The 15,911-nt window shown below is 70.0% G+C and carries 12 protein-coding genes; 8 read left to right on the top strand and 4 right to left on the bottom strand.

Annotated elements, in window-relative coordinates; genetic code table 11:
• Window positions 1–95: 95 nt before the first annotated feature.
• From IU449_RS19110 to IU449_RS19130, 5 genes are all read left to right on the top strand, one after another.
• The gene (locus tag IU449_RS19110) at window positions 96–1,043 is read left to right on the top strand and encodes a carbohydrate ABC transporter permease (RefSeq protein WP_228805298.1); all 948 of its coding nucleotides are present in this window, start codon (window positions 96–98) and stop codon (window positions 1,041–1,043) included.
• Window positions 1,043–1,948, top strand: coding sequence for a carbohydrate ABC transporter permease (locus IU449_RS19115; protein WP_416382191.1), 906 nt, complete (start codon window positions 1,043–1,045; stop codon window positions 1,946–1,948). Before IU449_RS19110 ends, IU449_RS19115 begins: the two co-directional genes overlap by 1 nt.
• 82 nt (window positions 1,949–2,030) lie before the next feature.
• A complete protein-coding gene (locus IU449_RS19120) occupies window positions 2,031–4,433 on the top strand; it encodes a transglycosylase domain-containing protein (RefSeq protein WP_195003477.1) in 2,403 nt (800 codons plus the stop codon).
• A gap of 205 nt (window positions 4,434–4,638) precedes the next feature.
• Window positions 4,639–5,097: a GyrI-like domain-containing protein gene (locus IU449_RS19125; protein WP_195003478.1), complete on the top strand. Its 459-nt coding sequence runs from the start codon at window positions 4,639–4,641 to the stop codon at window positions 5,095–5,097.
• Between the two features lie 9 nt (window positions 5,098–5,106).
• Entirely contained in the window at window positions 5,107–5,532 is a 426-nt protein-coding gene (locus tag IU449_RS19130; RefSeq protein ID WP_195003479.1) for a GyrI-like domain-containing protein, read from the top strand.
• A gap of 213 nt (window positions 5,533–5,745) precedes the next feature.
• Here IU449_RS19130 and IU449_RS19135 read toward each other — a convergent pair whose 3' ends face one another.
• Together IU449_RS19135 and IU449_RS19140 are read right to left on the bottom strand one after the other, a co-directional pair.
• Window positions 5,746–6,843 carry an inositol-3-phosphate synthase gene (locus IU449_RS19135; RefSeq protein ID WP_195003480.1) on the bottom strand — a complete coding sequence of 366 codons (1,098 nt, stop codon included), beginning with the start codon at window positions 6,841–6,843 and terminating at the stop codon, window positions 5,746–5,748.
• The gene (locus IU449_RS19140; RefSeq protein ID WP_195003481.1) at window positions 6,836–7,393 is read right to left on the bottom strand and encodes a PadR family transcriptional regulator; all 558 of its coding nucleotides are present in this window, start codon (window positions 7,391–7,393) and stop codon (window positions 6,836–6,838) included. The genes IU449_RS19135 and IU449_RS19140 overlap by 8 nt, the downstream gene beginning before the upstream one ends.
• Window positions 7,394–7,574: 181 nt before the next feature.
• Between IU449_RS19140 and IU449_RS19145 the strand changes: the two genes are divergently transcribed.
• The 3 genes from IU449_RS19145 (at window position 7,575) to IU449_RS19155 (ending at window position 12,831) form a co-directional block, all read left to right on the top strand.
• The gene (locus IU449_RS19145; RefSeq protein WP_195003482.1) at window positions 7,575–7,994 is read left to right on the top strand and encodes a DUF5318 domain-containing protein; all 420 of its coding nucleotides are present in this window, start codon (window positions 7,575–7,577) and stop codon (window positions 7,992–7,994) included.
• Window positions 7,995–8,337: 343 nt separating this feature from the next.
• Window positions 8,338–11,019: a transglycosylase domain-containing protein gene (locus IU449_RS19150; RefSeq protein WP_228805187.1), complete on the top strand. Its 2,682-nt coding sequence runs from the start codon at window positions 8,338–8,340 to the stop codon at window positions 11,017–11,019.
• Window positions 11,020–11,193: 174 nt separating this feature from the next.
• Window positions 11,194–12,831 (top strand): glycosyltransferase family 87 protein, encoded by a 1,638-nt coding sequence (locus IU449_RS19155; RefSeq protein WP_228805311.1) that lies wholly within the window; start codon window positions 11,194–11,196, stop codon window positions 12,829–12,831.
• Window positions 12,832–12,917: 86 nt separating this feature from the next.
• Here IU449_RS19155 and IU449_RS19160 read toward each other — a convergent pair whose 3' ends face one another.
• A complete protein-coding gene (locus tag IU449_RS19160) occupies window positions 12,918–14,450 on the bottom strand; it encodes a TerD family protein (protein WP_195003484.1) in 1,533 nt (510 codons plus the stop codon).
• A 31-nt stretch (window positions 14,451–14,481) separates the two neighbouring features.
• Window positions 14,482–15,771: a TerD family protein gene (locus IU449_RS19165; protein WP_195003485.1), complete on the bottom strand. Its 1,290-nt coding sequence runs from the start codon at window positions 15,769–15,771 to the stop codon at window positions 14,482–14,484.
• Window positions 15,772–15,911 lie beyond the last annotated feature (140 nt).

The raw sequence follows: 15,911 nt of genomic DNA on the forward strand, positions 1-15,911 counted from the left end.
GTAGGAGAGAGATAACGGTGTCGGTTCCCCCGAACGCGGCCCCACCCCTGCCGAAGGACGAATTCCTCGCGCCGAAGCGCGGGTTCTTCGGCGGGCTGGGGGCCGAACTTCGCGCCTCGCGGCGGGCGTGGCTGCTGGTCACGCCCGTTCTGCTGGCACTGACCGTGGTCATCGGCTATCCGGTGGTACGCGCGCTGTACATGTCCTTCCAGAAGGACGCCGGGCTCGACCCGAGCACCGGGATGTTCGTCGAGGGTGGCAGCGCCGGTTTCGACAACTATCTGCACTGGCTGTTGCAGCAGTGCACGCTGCCGACCGGCGAGACCATCGCCTGCCCGACCGGCAACCTCGGCTCGCAGTTCTGGACCGCCATCGGGATCACGCTGTTCTTCGCGGTCGTCACCGTCACGCTGGAGGCCACCCTCGGTCTGGTCATGGCGATGGTGATGGCCAAGAGCTTCACCGGCCGGGCGCTGCTGCGCGCGGCGGTGCTGATCCCCTGGGCCATCCCCACCGCGGTCACCGCGCGGCTGTGGGAATTCATGTTCCAGTACGACGGCGTGGTCAACCGGGTGCTCGGCACCCACATCCTGTGGACCTCGGACCCGTGGGCGGCCCGGTTCGCGGTGATCGTCGCCGACGTGTGGAAGACGACGCCGTTCATGGCGCTGCTGATCCTGGCCGGGCTGCAGGTCATCCCGAACGACGTGTACGAGGCCGCCAGGGTCGACGGCGCCTCGGCCTGGCAGCGGTTCACCCAGATCACCATGCCGCTGCTCAAGCCCGCGCTGATGGTGGCGATCCTGTTCCGCACGATGGACGCGCTGCGCATGTACGATCTGCCCGCGATCCTGACGCTGAACAACCCCGACACCCGGACGATCTCGATCCTGGTGGTCGATCAGGTCAGGCAGGGCCCCAACAGCGCGGCGGCGCTGTCGACGATCACCTTCCTGCTGATCTTCGCCGTGGCGTTCGTGATGGTGAAGTTCCTGGGCGCCAACGCGGTACGCACCCAGGAAGCTCAGCGAGAGGCGCACTGATGGCCACGACAACCCCTACCCTGCGCAAAGAGCCCGCATCGAAGAAGAAGCCGAACGTGAACCCGGTGCCGTGGACCAAGAGGATCGCGGGCCTGCGGATCTACGTCGGCGCGCTGATCGTGCTGTTGTGGGGCCTCGGCCCGTTCTACTGGATGGCGGTCACCGCCTTCCGCGACCCGGAGTACACCTTCGACAACACCCCGTGGCCCACCCATGTCACGTTGGAGAACTTCCGCGACGTCTTCGACACCAGCCGGGGCAACGATTTCGGCCGGGCGATGGTCAACAGCGTCATCATCGGCTCCATCACCACGATCATCGCGCTGGTGATCGGCGTGTTCGCGGCGTACGCGCTGGCCAGGCTGGTGTTCAAGGGCAAGTACGTGGTGGCCGGGCTGATCCTGAGCGCTTCGATGTTCCCGGTCGTGGTGCTGGTGACCCCGCTGTTCCAGCTGTTCACCAGCCTCGGCTGGATCGGCCAGTACCAGGCGATGATCATCCCCAACATCTCCTTCGTGCTGCCGATGACCGTCTACATCCTGGCCTCGTTCTTCACCGAGCTGCCGTGGGAACTCGAGGAAGCCGCCCGCATCGACGGCGCGACCAAGGCGCAGGCGTTCCGGCTGGTCATGCTGCCGCTGGCCGCGCCCGCGGTGTTCACCACGGCGATCCTGGCCTTCATCGCCGCGGTCAACGAATACCTGCTCGCGCGGTTGCTCTCCGGTGGCAAGACCGAGCCGGTGACCGTCGCGATCGCCCGGTTCTCCGGCAACAATCCGCTGGTGCAGCCCTACGCGGCGATCATGGCGGCGGGCACCCTGGTGACGATTCCGCTGGTGATCATGGTGCTGCTCTTCCAGCGCCGGATCATTTCCGGCCTGACCGCCGGTGGTGTGAAGAGCTGATCCAGGCGGTAGCCAGAACGTTGCCGCAGCTCGGAACTCGACGAGCCACCCTGTAAAGTGCAGGGTGGCTCGATCGTTTCGTATGGGACCGACGCTCCGAAGGGAGACGCTCGTGGGCGCGTTCGGCAAGCGATGGGGGCGGCGCGATGCCGGAAACGAGGCGCGCCGGGCACCCTACGCGACGCTCGCGGGGTGGCGGGAGCCGGAGCGGGACCAGGCGGAGCGCACCGGTGCATCGGCGGAGTCCACCGGCGGATCAGCGGAGTCGGCCGGCGAATCATCGGAAGAACCACGCGACAGACCCCGCGTCGAGCGGGCGCGCCGGTGGCGGCGACTGGCGCTGGCGCTGTTCGTGATCTTCGTCGGCGTGCCCGCCCTGCTGTTCGCGCTGGTGTACTGGCGTTCGGAGATCCCCGATCCCGCCGCGGTGCGGACCAACCAGATCGCCACCATCACCGCCTCGGACGGCGCCACGGTGATCGCCACGATCGTGCCGCCGGAAGGCAACCGGACACCGGTCCCGCTCCGGGAGGTGCCCCAACATGTGCGCGACGCCGTGCTCTCGGCCGAGGATCGCGGCTTCTACTCCAACCCCGGCTTCTCGACCTCCGGATTCCTGCGCGCGGCCCGCGACAACCTGCTCGGCAAAGAGGACGCGGGCGGCGGATCCACCATCACCCAGCAATACGTCAAGAACGCGTTCGTCGGCTCCGAACGCACCATCAGCCGCAAGATGCGCGAACTGGTGATCGCCACCAAGATGGCCAGGCAGTGGACCAAGGACGAGATTCTCGCCGCCTACCTCAACACCATCTACTACGGCCGCGGCGCCTACGGTATCGCCGCCGCCGCCCAGGCCTATTTCGCCAAGCCGCCCGCCGAACTGACCCTCGCCGAAGGCGCGGTACTGGCCTCGGTCATCCGCACGCCCTCGATCCTCGACCCGGAGACCCATCTCGCCGATCTGAAGGAACGCTGGCAGTACGTGGTCGACGGCATGGTGACCATGGGGGTGCTGTCGCCCGGCGACCGGGACGCGGTCGTCTTCCCGCGGATCGCGCCACTGGCCGACCTGCCCCAGGACAGCGCCGCCCGCGGACCCGAGGGCCTGATCCGCACCCAGGTACTGCGGGAACTGCGCGAGTACGGCATCAGCGATCTCGAGATCGACACCGGCGCACTGCGGATCACCACCACCATCGACGTGCGCGCGCAGCAGGCGGCCATGGGTGCGGTGCGCTCCCGGCTGAGCGGACAGCCGCCGGAACTGCGCGCGGCGGTCGTCTCGATCGATCCGCGCTGGGGCTCGGTCCGCGCCTACTACGGCGGCGAGGACGGCACCGGCTACGACTTCGCGCAGGCCCCGCTGCAGACCGGATCGGCGTTCAAGGTGTTCGCCGCCATCGCCGCTCAGCAGCAGAGCATCCCGCTGACCAGGGTGATGGACTCCTCACCGATCACCGACCACGGCACCACCATCACCAATGTCGAGAACGAGAGCTGCGGCCGGTGCACGATCGCCGAGGCGTTGAAACGCTCGCTCAACACCAGCTTCTACCGGCTGACCATGTCGATGATGAACGGCGCGCAGTCCATCGCCGACGCCGCACACCAGGCGGGCATCCCGAAGACGATTCCCGGCCTCGACCACGAGACGCTGACCGAGTTCGGCGAACCGCCCTACAACGGCATCGTGCTCGGCCAGTACCAGGTGCGCCCGATCGACATGGCCTCGGCGTACGCGACCATCGCGGCGTCCGGGATGTACCACCAGCCCTACTTCGTGCAGCGGGTGGTCACCGGCGACGGGCGGGTGCTGCTCGACCGCGCGGGCCCCGACGGCCCGATCGGCGAGGAGCTGCCCGAGCCCGAACAGCGCATCTCGCCCGACATCGCGAACAAGACGATCCAGGCGATGCTGCCGATCGCGTCGTACTCCAACGGCAACGCCCTGGCCGGAGGCCGCCCGTCGGGAGCCAAGACCGGCACCACCCAGCTCGGCGACACCGGGGAGAACAAGGACGCGTGGATGATCGGCTTCACGCCGCAGATGTCGACCGCGGTGTGGGTGGGCACCGAGCAGTCGCTGCCGATTCGCACCTCCGGTGGGGCGCCCATCTACGGCTCCGGGCTGCCCTCGTCGATCTGGAAGGCGACCATGGACGGCGGGCACGCGGGCGAGCCCATCGAGCCGTTCCCCGCACCGGATTCGTCCTGGGATCCGCAGATCATCTCGCCGCAGGGCGGGAGCGATGCCGGCGGGGGAGCGAACAACGGCAATCCCTACGACATCCTGAATCCGCCGCAGTCGCCGCAACCGCAGGGCCCGATCATCGTCTTCCCGACCGCCCCCGAACCCGAGCCCGCGCCCGCACCGCAAGCCCCAGCGCCCGCACCGGCACCCGCACCCGCACCCGCTCCCGTGCCCCCGCCGCCGCGCCAGATCGAGATCTTCCCCGGGATCACGGTCCCGATCCCCGGCTGAGCGCGACGACGCGTGACAGGCCCGCGCCCACCGCCTGCCCACCCGGAGCCGCCGGACGTGGCAGCATCGGGTGCGGTGGCAGGGGTCGGCACCCGTCGCGCGCGGGAATGCGCAAGGATGGGCGCGACGAGCGACCACGACCGCCGTGCGCGGTCGCCGCAACAGCGCCGCCGATGAGAACACACGAGATTTAGGGGCTACGCCGGTGGATTTCAATGTCGTTGACCGACCCGAGACGCTGGTGGCGGGCACAGTTCTACGCAGCCCGGCACTCGCCGTGGAAGGACCGCGACGGGTGAAGGTGGAGCAGGCATGGAAGAGCAAGCTGTCCAAGCGACTACCCGGCCCCCCGACCACCGCCTATGTCGACCACGCCCCGGAGATCAATTCGTACCTGACCCACATCGTGGGCTACCGGTGCCACAGTCTCGACGACCTGATGCCCGGTGACGTGCTGGCCCGCGTGCCCGGCGGACGCTACGCCCGGTTCATCGCCAGCGGCGACGACCTCGGCGACACGATCGTGTCCGTCTGGCGGGCGGTCTGGGACGCCGAAGCGGCGGGCCGGTTCGTGCGCGCCTACACCGGCGACGTGGAGCACTATCCCGATGCCCGCACCGTGGAAGTCTTCGTGTCGCTGGCCGACGAACCGAACGACGGGTAGGAAGGCACTGTGGATTTCGAGATCGTCACCCTGGACGAGAGCCTGGTCGCCGGACTCACCATCCCGCTGGCCGGTCGCGAGGTGACCGCCCGGGACCTGGATCTGGTGAACTTCACCTGGGACCGCTACCTGGCGCGGGAGAAGGCGGTGCCGCGGGTGGCCGCCTACGTCGGCCAGGACGACCACGCCGTCGCCGTGCTCGGCTACGAGGTCGCCGGACTCGACGAGCTGGACGCGGGCGATGTGCTCACCCGCATTCCCCGGGGCCGCTACGCCAGGTTCGTCGTCTCCGACAAGCCCTACGACCTGCTGCGCACCGCGTGGGCCCAGGTCGCCAAGGCCGAGGCGACCGGTGTGATCACCCGTTCGCACCGCGCGGAGGTCGAGCGCTACACCGGACCGACCTCGGTCGAGGTGTACGTCTCGCTGGACTGAGCGCCGGGCCGGGACCGGCGGGCCGGGAGAACAATCGCGAGGAGCCGGAACCCGACAGGGTTCCGGCTCCTCGCTGTCCGGCCTCACGCCGAATTTCCGGGGCGCGGCGCAGAGCCCCCCGGCTCACGCCGCAGAGAACTTCGGCGCACGCCACAGAGTCCTGGCTCACGCCTCAGTAGCCCCGGCTCACGCCTCAGAAGCCAAGCCCCCGGCTCACGCCTCGATGATGAACGCCTCGAGCTGTTCGCGGGCGATGTCGTCGGCCAGCTGCTTCGGCGGGGACTTCATCAGGTAGGCCGAGGCCGGGATGACCGGTCCGCCGATGCCGCGGTCCTTGGCGATCTTGGCCGCGCGCACCGCGTCGATGATGATGCCCGCGGAGTTCGGCGAATCCCACACCTCGAGCTTGTACTCCAGGTTCAGCGGCACGTCGCCGAAGGCGCGGCCCTCGAGGCGGACGTAGGCCCACTTGCGGTCGTCGAGCCAGCCCACGTGGTCGGACGGGCCGATGTGCACGTCGTTGGCGCCCAGTTCCTTCTTCAGGTTGCTGGTGACGGCCTGGGTCTTGGAGATCTTCTTCGACTCCAGGCGCTCCCGCTCGAGCATGTTCTTGAAGTCCATGTTGCCGCCGACGTTGAGCTGCATGGTGCGGTCGAGCTGCACGCCGCGATCCTCGAACAGCTTGGCCATCACGCGGTGGGTGATGGTGGCGCCGACCTGGCTCTTGATGTCGTCGCCGACGATCGGGACGCCCGCGTCGGTGAACTTCTGCGCCCACACCGGGTCGGAGGCGATGAACACCGGCAGCGCGTTGACGAACGCCACACCCGCGTCGATGGCGCACTGGGCGTAGAACTTGTCGGCCTCTTCCGAGCCCACCGGCAGGTAGGACACCAGGACGTCGACCTTCGCGTCCTTCAGCGCCTGCACGACGTCGACGGCGGGCGCCTCGGAGAGCTCGATGGTCTCGGCGTAGTACTTGCCGATGCCGTCGAGGGTCGGGCCGCGCTGCACCACGACGTCGCTCGGCGGCACGTCGGAGATCTTGATGGTGTTGTTCTCGCTGGCGAAGATCGCCTCGGCCAGGTCGAAGCCGACCTTCTTGGCGTCGACGTCGAAAGCGGCGACGAACTTGACGTCGCGTACGTGGTAGGGGCCGAACTTGACGTGCATCAGACCGGGCACGGTCGCGGTCTCGTCCGCGTCCTTGTAGTACTGCACGCCCTGGACCAAGGAGGAAGCGCAGTTGCCCACGCCCACGATGGCCACGCGAACTTCGGTGGCGTTCTCAGCCGTTGTGATGTCAGTCATGGCCGATGTTTCCCTCTTTCTGTGGTGCCGCGTTCGTCGATTGCTCCGCCGCAATCAACTCGTTGAGCCAGCGCACTTCGCGCTCGCTGGATTCGAGTCCGAGTTGATGGAGTTGCCGGGTGTAGCGATCCAGTGAGCCACTGGCCTTCTTGATCGCCTCCCGGAGCCCCTCTCGGCGCTCTTCGACCTGACGCCGCCTGCCCTCCAGAATGCGCATCCTCGCCTCGGCGGGGGTGCGGGTGAAGAAGGCCAGATGAACGCCGAAGCCGTCGTCGGTGTAGTTCTGCGGGCCGGTGTCGGCGAGCAGTTCGTTGAACCGCTCCCGTCCGGCCTCGGTCAGTTGGTAGACCCGGCGAGCCCGGCGCGTGGTGGCGCCGTCGGGGATCTCCTCCGCGATCAGTCCGTCCACCTGCATGCGACGCAGGGTGGGATAGAGCGACCCGTAGGAGAAGGCTCGGAACGCACCGAGCAGGCCGGTGAGCCGCTTGCGCAGCTCGTAGCCGTGCATGGGCGACTCGAGGAGCAGCCCGAGAATCGCCAATTCGAGCACGGGCTTCACCCCCTGATGTGTCTCGGACCTGACCGATAAGACCTAACCGATGGATACGATCACCCACTATATCGGAGCGATACATCAATGCACAGTTCGCTGTCCGCGCCGCCGAAGCGCCCGCCGTGGCAATCGCGACAGCCCGACGCGGGCGCCGCCGCACCCCGCTACTCTGGTGGGCGTGCGAATCCAGCGGCAGGTGGTCGACTACGCGCTCCGGCGCCGATCGCTGCTGGCCGACGTCTATGCGGGCCGTGTCGACGTCGCCGAAGTGTGCGACGCCAACCCATACCTGCTGCGGGCGGCGAAGTTCCACGGCCGGGGGAGCGAGGTCACGTGTCCGATCTGCCGCAAGGAGCAGCTGACGCTGGTGTCCTGGGTCTACGGAGACGGCTTGGGGCCGGTGGCGGGCTCGGCCCGCACACCGGAGGAGCTCGTCCGGCTGGCCGAGACCCGCGAGGAGTTCTCGGTGCACGTCGTCGAGGTCTGCCGCAGCTGCAGCTGGAACCACCTGGTGCAGTCGTATGTCCTCGGCGCCACCCCCGCGCCCACCCGCCGCCGCTCCGGCAGCCGGGCGGGCCGACGGACCGCCGCCGAGTGATGCGTTCGCCTCGTCAGCCGAGCGGGTGATCCTCGGCGCCCACGAGTGCCCGTCGACCACGCCCGGCACCGACCACGCTTGACCGCTACGAGTTATGGAGATCTTGTCAGTGAATTCGCCTTACGAGACTTCCCCCTACGGCGATGATCCGCACGGTGGCCGTGCTCAGCGAAGTTCACAACCGGATCCGAACGCGTATCCCCGGCGTCAGCCCCCGCCCGGCCCGCGCCCTCAGCCACCGCGCCCCGGTACCGGCCAGGGCGGGCCGATGCAGGGCGGGCAGCGTCCCGGCCCGAACGGCGCCGGTCCGAACGCGGCCGCGCCGCAGGGTGGCCGGCCTCCGATGCGATCCGGGCCGCCACCGCAGAACGGCAGGCCCCCGCAGGGCAGGCCGGGACAGGGTCGCCCGGCCGAGGGTGGACACCAGCCCGCCGGCCGCCCGGCACCGGGTGGCCGCCCGCCCGCGGGCAGGCCGCCCCAAGGTCAGCCGCCCGCCGGACGCCCGGCTCCTGCCGCGGCGAGCCCGGCCGGAGCCACCCAGCGCATCGCACGGCCCACCCCGGGAGCACGGCCGGGTTCGCTGAGCGACGCGGTCGCCGAACGCCATCGCTCCGGCCCCGGCACCGGCCCGCGCCCCGCCACCGCGCGGACCGCCACCGGCCCCCGTCCCGCGGTCGACCGCCCCGGGGCCGACGGCGCGCGCCCCGGACCCGACGGTCCGCGCCGCACCGGCGCCGCCACCACCGGTGAGCGCCGCGCGCAGTCCGGTCCGCCCTCGGGACCGCCGCCCACCCGCGGCGGTGGCCGCGGCGGCGCGGGAGGCTCCGGTCCGAGCGGGTCGGGCAGAAAGTTCCCGTGGAAAGCCGTCCGGCGCGTCTGTTACGTGCTGGTCGCACTCGCGATCGTGGTGCCCAGCGCGGTCTTCCTGGTCGCCTACTCGACCGTCTCGGTTCCCGAGCCGGGCGATCTCAAGACCAACCAGGTCGCGACGATCTTCGCCCAGGACGGCAGCACCGTCATCAGCAAAGTCGTTCCGCCCCAGGGCAATCGCACCGACGTGACGATCGAGCAGATCCCGCCGCACGTGCGCAACGCGGTCATCGCGGCCGAGGACAGGGACTTCTACACCAACCCCGGCTTCTCCATCTCCGGCTTCGCGCGCGCGGCACGCGACAACGTCCTGGGCAAGGAGAGCGCGGGCGGTGGCTCGACCATCACCCAGCAGTACGTGAAGAACGCGCTCGTCGGTGACGAACGCTCACTCACCCGAAAGCTGCACGAGCTGGTCATCTCGGCGAAGATGGCGCGGCAGTGGAGCAAGGACGAGATCCTCGCGGCCTACCTCAACACCATCTACTTCGGCCGTGGCGCGTACGGCATCGACGCCGCCTCGAAGGCCTACTTCGGCAAGCCCGTGCAGGACCTCACGGTCGCCGAAGGCGCGGTGCTCGCGGCGACCATCCAGCTGCCCTCGCTGCTGGATCCGGAGCAGAACCCGGACGGCGCCCGCTCCCGCTGGAACTACGTGCTCGACGGCATGGTCTCCAGCGGCAATCTCGACGCCACCGAACGCGCGAACCAGCAGTACCCGAAGGTGGTTTCGCTGGCGGCGACCCAGGAGGAGGCCGGCCTGAACTCCGGTCCCGAGGGCCTGATCAAGAACAAGGTGCTCGGCGAGCTCTCCGAGGCGGGCATCAGCGAGCAGCAGCTCAACACCGCGGGCCTGCAGATCACCACCACCATCGACGCCGAGGCCCAGGCGGCCGCGGTCGAGGCCGCGACCTCCAATCTGGAGGGCGAGCCCGAACAGCTGCGCACGGCGGTGGTCTCCATCGATCCGCGTACCGGCGCGGTGCGCGCCTACTACGGCGGCAACGACGGCAACGGATACGACTTCGCCAACGCGGCCCTGCAGACCGGTTCGTCCTTCAAGTCGATCGGCCTGGCCGCGAACCTGGAACTCGGCATCCCGCTGTCGCAGATGTACGACAGCAAGCCGCTGACCGTGCACGGCATCAAGATCACCAACGTGGAAGGCGAGGACTGCGGCACCTGCACCATCGCCGAAGCGCTCAAGCGGTCGCTGAACACCAGCTTCTACCGGATGCAGCTGGACATGCAGAACGGCCCGGAGAAGATCGCCGACATGGGGCACCGCCTCGGCATCCCGAAGGAGCTGCCCGGCGTCGGCGCGACCCTGACCGAGCCGGACGGCTCCGGCCCGAACAACGGCATCGTGCTCGGCCAGTACCAAGCCCGCCCGCTCGACATGGCCTCGGCCTACGCCACACTGGCCGCCTCCGGCGTCTACCACGCCCCGCACTTCGTCTCGCGGGTCGTGACCGCCGACGGTCAGGTGCTGCTCGATCGCGGCGATGTGCCCGGCGAGCAGGTGGTCTCCGCCGCGGTCGCCGACAACGTCACCGCCGCCATGCGCCCCATCGCCGCCTGGTCCCGCAACCACGGGCTGGCGGGTGGACGTGAGTCGGCGGCCAAGACCGGCACCGCCCAGCTCGGCGACACCGGAGAGAACAAGGACACCTGGATGGTCGGCTACACCCCGTCGCTGTCGACCGCGGTCTGGGTCGGCTCGGTGGACAACACGCCGCTGCGCAACTTCTCCGGCGGGATGATCTACGGCTCCGGCCTCGCCTCCGACATCTGGAAGGAGACGATGGACGGCGCGCTGGAGGGCACCCCGAAGGAGACCTTCCCCAAGCCCGCGCCCATCAAGGGGCAGGCGGGCGTCCCGGACTACACCGCGCCGTACACGCCGCCGTCCACCACCGAGGCGCCGCCGCTGCTGCCGCCGGTGGTCATCACCCCCTCGCAGGTGGAGATCCTGCCCGGCATCACCATTCCGGTGCCCGGCGTCGCGCCCGCGCCGCAACGGCCGCAGCAGACCCAGCAACAGACTCCGCAGACCGACGATCCCGGTCCGCTGCCCGGACAGCCGGTCGCGCCGACCGGCGGCTCCCGGCCCGATGCCGAGGAAAGCGACGACTCCTCCCCGTCCGGCCGCTGACCCGGGGCCGGGGAGGTGGTCGCCGGTCGCACCGGCGGTCGATCCACAACGGCAGCCGGTGGGCCGGTAGCCTCGGTGGTCGTGACCGATCAGCACGTGGTGAACGAGCGCGGGGGTGGCGCCGGGCAGGTCGGGACACCGCCGGACCGGCCGCGGCCCGCCTCGCCCGCGCCCCTGGCCGCGGACCAGCGTTCGGATGACGAACGGGACCGGCCCAGCCGCACGGATTCGCTGACCGCGCAGGCGAGCACGCTCATCGGCGGCCCGGTGGGCGACCACGCGCTGATCGGCCGGGTCAGGTTCTGGACGCCGCTGCGGGTGCTGTTCCTCTTCACGGTGGTCTTCCTGGCGCTGGGCTGGGCGAGCAAGGCGCCCTGCCTGCAACAGACCGTGACCGCCGACGGCACGCCGGCGCTGGACTGGTATGACGGCCGCCAGTACGTGGCCATGTGCTATTCGGACACCGTCCCGCTGTACGGCGCCGAACGCCTGGACGAGGGGGCGTTCCCGTACAAGAAGTCCTGGCAGGAGCAGACCCCCGACGGCGGCACCGAGACCAGGTACATGGAGTATCCGGTCCTGTCCGGCCTCTACCAGTACGTCTCGATGCAGATCGCCAAGACCTGGGACCAGCTGCCGCTGCCCGGCGCGCTCCAGGTGGTCATCTACTTCAATGTGGTGGCCGTCGGTCTGGCGATGGCGTGGCTGGTCACGGTGTGGGCCTCGGCGATGCTCGCGCGGCGCCGGATCTGGGATGTCGCGCTGCTGGCCTGCTCGCCGCTGGTGATCGTGCACGCGTTCACCAACTTCGACGCCCTCGCGACGGCTTTCGCCGCGACCGGTCTACTGGCCTGGGCGCGCAGGCGACCGGTGCTGGCCGGCGTGCTGCTCGGCCTCGGCGGAGCCGCGAAACTGTATCCGCTGTTGTTGCTGGGCCCCATCGTGATCCTGTGCGTGCGCGCCGAGCAGATGCAGCGACTGCCGCGCCTGCGCCGGACCACCGGCCTGCGCGATATCGACGGTCCCGGCGCGGCGCTGGACTGGCTGCGCGAGTTCCCCTACCGCGTCCGGTTCTGGAGCCTGCGCCCGCTCGGCGCGGCGGCGGTGACGGTGGCGGGCGCCATGCTCACCTGGCTGGTGGTGAACCTGCCCATCGCCGTCCTGTTCCCGCAGGGCTGGCGAGAGTTCTTCCGCCTCAACACCTCCCGGCACGCCGACCCGGACTCCGTCTACAACGTGATCAGCTCCTTCACCGGCTGGGCCGGATTCGACGGGCAGCTCTCCCACGGCGAGACGCCTTCGGTACTCAACGCGGTCTCGCTGCTGTTGTTCGTCGCGGCCTGCGCGCTGATCGCCTATGTCGCGCTGACCGCGCCGCGCCGTCCCCGGCTGGCCCAGCTGTGCTTCCTGGTGGTGGCCGCGTTCCTGCTGACCAACAAGGTGTGGAGCCCGCAATACTCGCTGTGGCTGGTACCGCTGGCGGTGCTGGCGTTGCCGCATCGGCGAATCCTGCTGGCGTGGATGACGATCGACGCGCTGGTGTGGGCGCCGCGCATGTTCTACTACCTCGGCACCGGCGCCAAGGGCCTGCCCGAGCAGTGGTTCACCGGCACGGTGATCGTGCGCGACCTCGCGGTGGTCGGCCTGTGCGCGGTGATCATCCGGCAGATCTACCGGCCCGAGGAGGATCTGGTGCGCCGGGACTGGCAGGACGACCCGGTCGGCGGAATCCTCGACCGAGCGCCCGATCCACTGCTGCCGTGGCTACCGCAGTGGCTGCGGCCGCGGGTGGCGCCCCTTCGGGTCACCTGATCCGCGACCCCACACGCCGCGCCCCACCCGTCGCCGGGCACTACGCAAGAGGGTCACCGGCAGCACCGGGTCGGCCCCGGCGCGGGTCACTCCGAACGCAGCAGACGCGACGCGCGCTGGGGATCGCGCGGCAGCACATCCAGTTGCAGCTGCCAGGCGCTGCCGGTCCACGGGTCGAACATCGGGGTGTCGGCGACGGTCGGCAGGTGCCTGGCGTGCTGGGACAGCGCCGACACCGCGTCGTCGGGGACCGCGATCTCGTCGGTGCCGACGATGAGGATCGACAACCCGATGAGGTCGCCGCACCTGGTGAGCGTGAGCAGCCGCGCGGCGTCGATCGCCTGGTAGCCGTGCGGGAAATCCGAGACCACCAGCACCCGATGCTCGGCGGGCGGGGTGAAAGCGCCGCCCTGATAAGCCATTTCGGCCAGCTCGGCGGCCTCGGCGAGAGCGCGCACCCGCTCCGAGATCAGGGTGTGGTCGGTGATCGGCGGACCGGCGAGCACGGGTGCGAGCGCGGGCAGCAGAGCGGTGTAGGCGCCGGTGAGGTCGATGACATCGATGCGGGTGCGCGTGCCCGGATCGACCGCCAGCAACCGGGCCAGCAGCGCGCCGACCACCGGTGCGGCGGCGGCCGGGACGTCGGTGTCGATCCACAGCGGCCGGGTCAGCGGTACGGGCACGCAGTACGGGATGCGCAGGACGCCCCGATCCGGCGCGTGGAGCTCGCCGATCCGGATACCGTCGGCGGGCGCGGGCGGATCCTGCCAGGCCGGTGAGTGCCAGGCGGCCAGCGCGGGCGGCAACCGCTGCTCGGCCTCGGCGAGTTCGCGCATGAGCTGCTCGCTGTCCCTGCGGTGGTTGCCCTCGGCGGTGACCGCCAGTTCCTCGGCCCGCCGTTGCGCCGCCTGCCTGGCCTCTTCGGCGGCGAGGGTGTTGCGGGTGGCCGGGTCCGAGACCGCCGCCGACAGTTCGTCGTCGAGGCGTTTGGCGGCGTAATCCCTGGCGGCGACGAGCGCGGCCGCCGAACGGGCCGCGTCCTCGAAGATCATCCACAGCCGTTCCAGCCCGTAACCGACTTCCACCGCGGGACCGCCGCCCTCGGGGGTGTGGGTGCGTCGCGGGCTCGCGTCCTGGCCGGACTCGGGTTCGTCGACCTCGACACCGTGCGCGGGCAGCAGCACCGGGAGACCCCCGGCGTACCCCTGACCGACCGCGCGCACCTTCCACTCCGAACCGCGCTGATAGAGCTCGAGGCAGATCAGCGCGCTCTCCCCCGCGGCCGGTTCGATCTCGAACCGCGCGAGCGCGTCGCCGCCGTCGGTCAGCACCGTGCGCACCCGCCCCAGCGCGCGCCGCGGATCCTCGGCGCTGACCACCAGCAGCACCGCGGCCGCGGCCGCGCGCAAGTCGGCGAGAGTGACCTCGAGGCGCGCGCCCGCCAACCGCACCCCGGCGGTCTCGGTCTGGTTGTAGAACACGAAATCCGCGTGGCTCGCGCAGCGCAGATCTTCTCCGACGACCAGCGCGCACACATCCAGCGCGGTGTCCGCCTGTGCCTGGAACGTCACCGTCCGCGCGGTCAGCGCCACGTTCTGGCCCGCCTGGAGTCGAATCACCGCTCCCCCTCCGATGTCTCTGTGCGGCAGATCAGAGGAAGCGGCCCAGCTGCGGGATGGCCTCGCCGGGGTGCTTGGCCTGGAACCCCTCGCCGAGCGCCTGCAGCTTCCACTCCGCGCCCGCCCGATAGACTTTCGCCATCGCCATCGCGGTGAACGGCATGCCACCCGCGAGGGTGTAGCGGGCCAGCTCGGCGTTGTTGGAGCCGTCGACCAGCCGGCAGAAGGCGTTCTTGACCTGTTCGAAAGTGTGCCCCTTGTAGGAGGTCACGATGAACAGCAGCGTGGTGACGTGCGCGGGCACGCGGGTGAGGTCGACCAGGATCACCTCGTCGTCGCCCTCGCCCTCGCCGGTCAGGTTGTCGCCCTGGTGGCGCACGGAGCCGTCCTTGGACGACAGCTGCCCGTAGTAGGCGAAGTCGGCCGGACTCGCGTCGGCGAACAGGATCACCGACGCGTCCAGATCGATGTCCACGGTGCGGTTTCCGAACATGCCCCTGGTGGTCACCGGATCCCAGCCCAGGCCCATCTTCACGAAGGTCAGCGCGGTGCCGCCCTCCTTGCGCAGGGTGACCCGCTGCCCCTTCTGCAGGCTGACCGGCCGGTCCTTGCTCAAGCTGACCTCGCCGGTGGGCGTGGCGGACTGTTGCGGAGGCGGATACTGTTGCGCTGGCGGATACTGCTGCGCCTGCGGCGGGTACTGCTGGGTGGGCGGCGGATAACCGGCCTGCTGCCCGTACTGCGCGGGCGGCACCTGCTGGGTCGGCGGCGGGGGCGGCGGCACCTGCTGGGTCGGCTCGGCCTGCCCGGACGACGGCGCGTCCACGTTCACCCCGTGATCGGTGACCAGCGCGGCGAATCCGCCCGCGTAGCCCTGCCCCACCGCGCGCACCTTCCACGCGCCCTGCCTGCGGTACACCTCCAGCGCGATGACGATCGACTCCCGGTCGAGCCCCTCGATGCGGTACTCGTAGAGCCGGTTGCCGTTCGCGTCGGAGACGATCGCGGTCGGCGGGGCGAAGGCGCCGAAACTGGCGTTCGCGTCGTCGAGGGTGATCACCGCGCGGATCTGGTCGATATCGGCGGGAATCGCGCTCAGCGAGATCGACAGCGAGGCGGCCTGCCCGGCGGGCCCCGCCACCAGGTTCACGCCCGGCCCGATGGGCTGGTTGTAGAAGACGAAGTCCGCGTCGGTGCGAACCTTGCCCCGATCGGTCACCAGCAAGGCGGACAGATCCGCCGGTGCGGTCAACTGCACGGAGATCACCAGGCCGTCGGTGCCCAGTGGACCGTTCTGCCCCTTGGCGAGTGTTGCGGACAAGGCGGACCCTTCGCTCGTCGGTGCGTTCGACTGCCACTCTACGAGAAAGCGGCGCGACGCGGACCGGGCGCGACGCCTCGTCGGCAACCCGTTGTCGCGCGCACGCCGACCACACGCGGCATCGATCGGTTAGTGTTGCC

The organism is Nocardia higoensis (assembly GCF_015477835.1).
In the GTDB taxonomy this organism is placed as follows: domain Bacteria; phylum Actinomycetota; class Actinomycetes; order Mycobacteriales; family Mycobacteriaceae; genus Nocardia; species Nocardia higoensis_A.

What these genes read in the sequence shown, in the direction of transcription:
- IU449_RS19115 (WP_416382191.1), top strand. Translation starts at nt 1,043, where the DNA reads ATGGCCACGACAACCCCTACCCTGCGCAAAGAGCCCGCATCGAAGAAG.
- IU449_RS19120 (WP_195003477.1), top strand. Translation starts at nt 2,031, where the DNA reads ATGGGACCGACGCTCCGAAGGGAGACGCTCGTGGGCGCGTTCGGCAAG.
- IU449_RS19135 (WP_195003480.1), bottom strand. Translation starts at nt 6,843, where the DNA reads ATGACTGACATCACAACGGCTGAGAACGCCACCGAAGTTCGCGTGGCC.
- IU449_RS19150 (WP_228805187.1), top strand. Translation starts at nt 8,338, where the DNA reads ATGCGATCCGGGCCGCCACCGCAGAACGGCAGGCCCCCGCAGGGCAGG.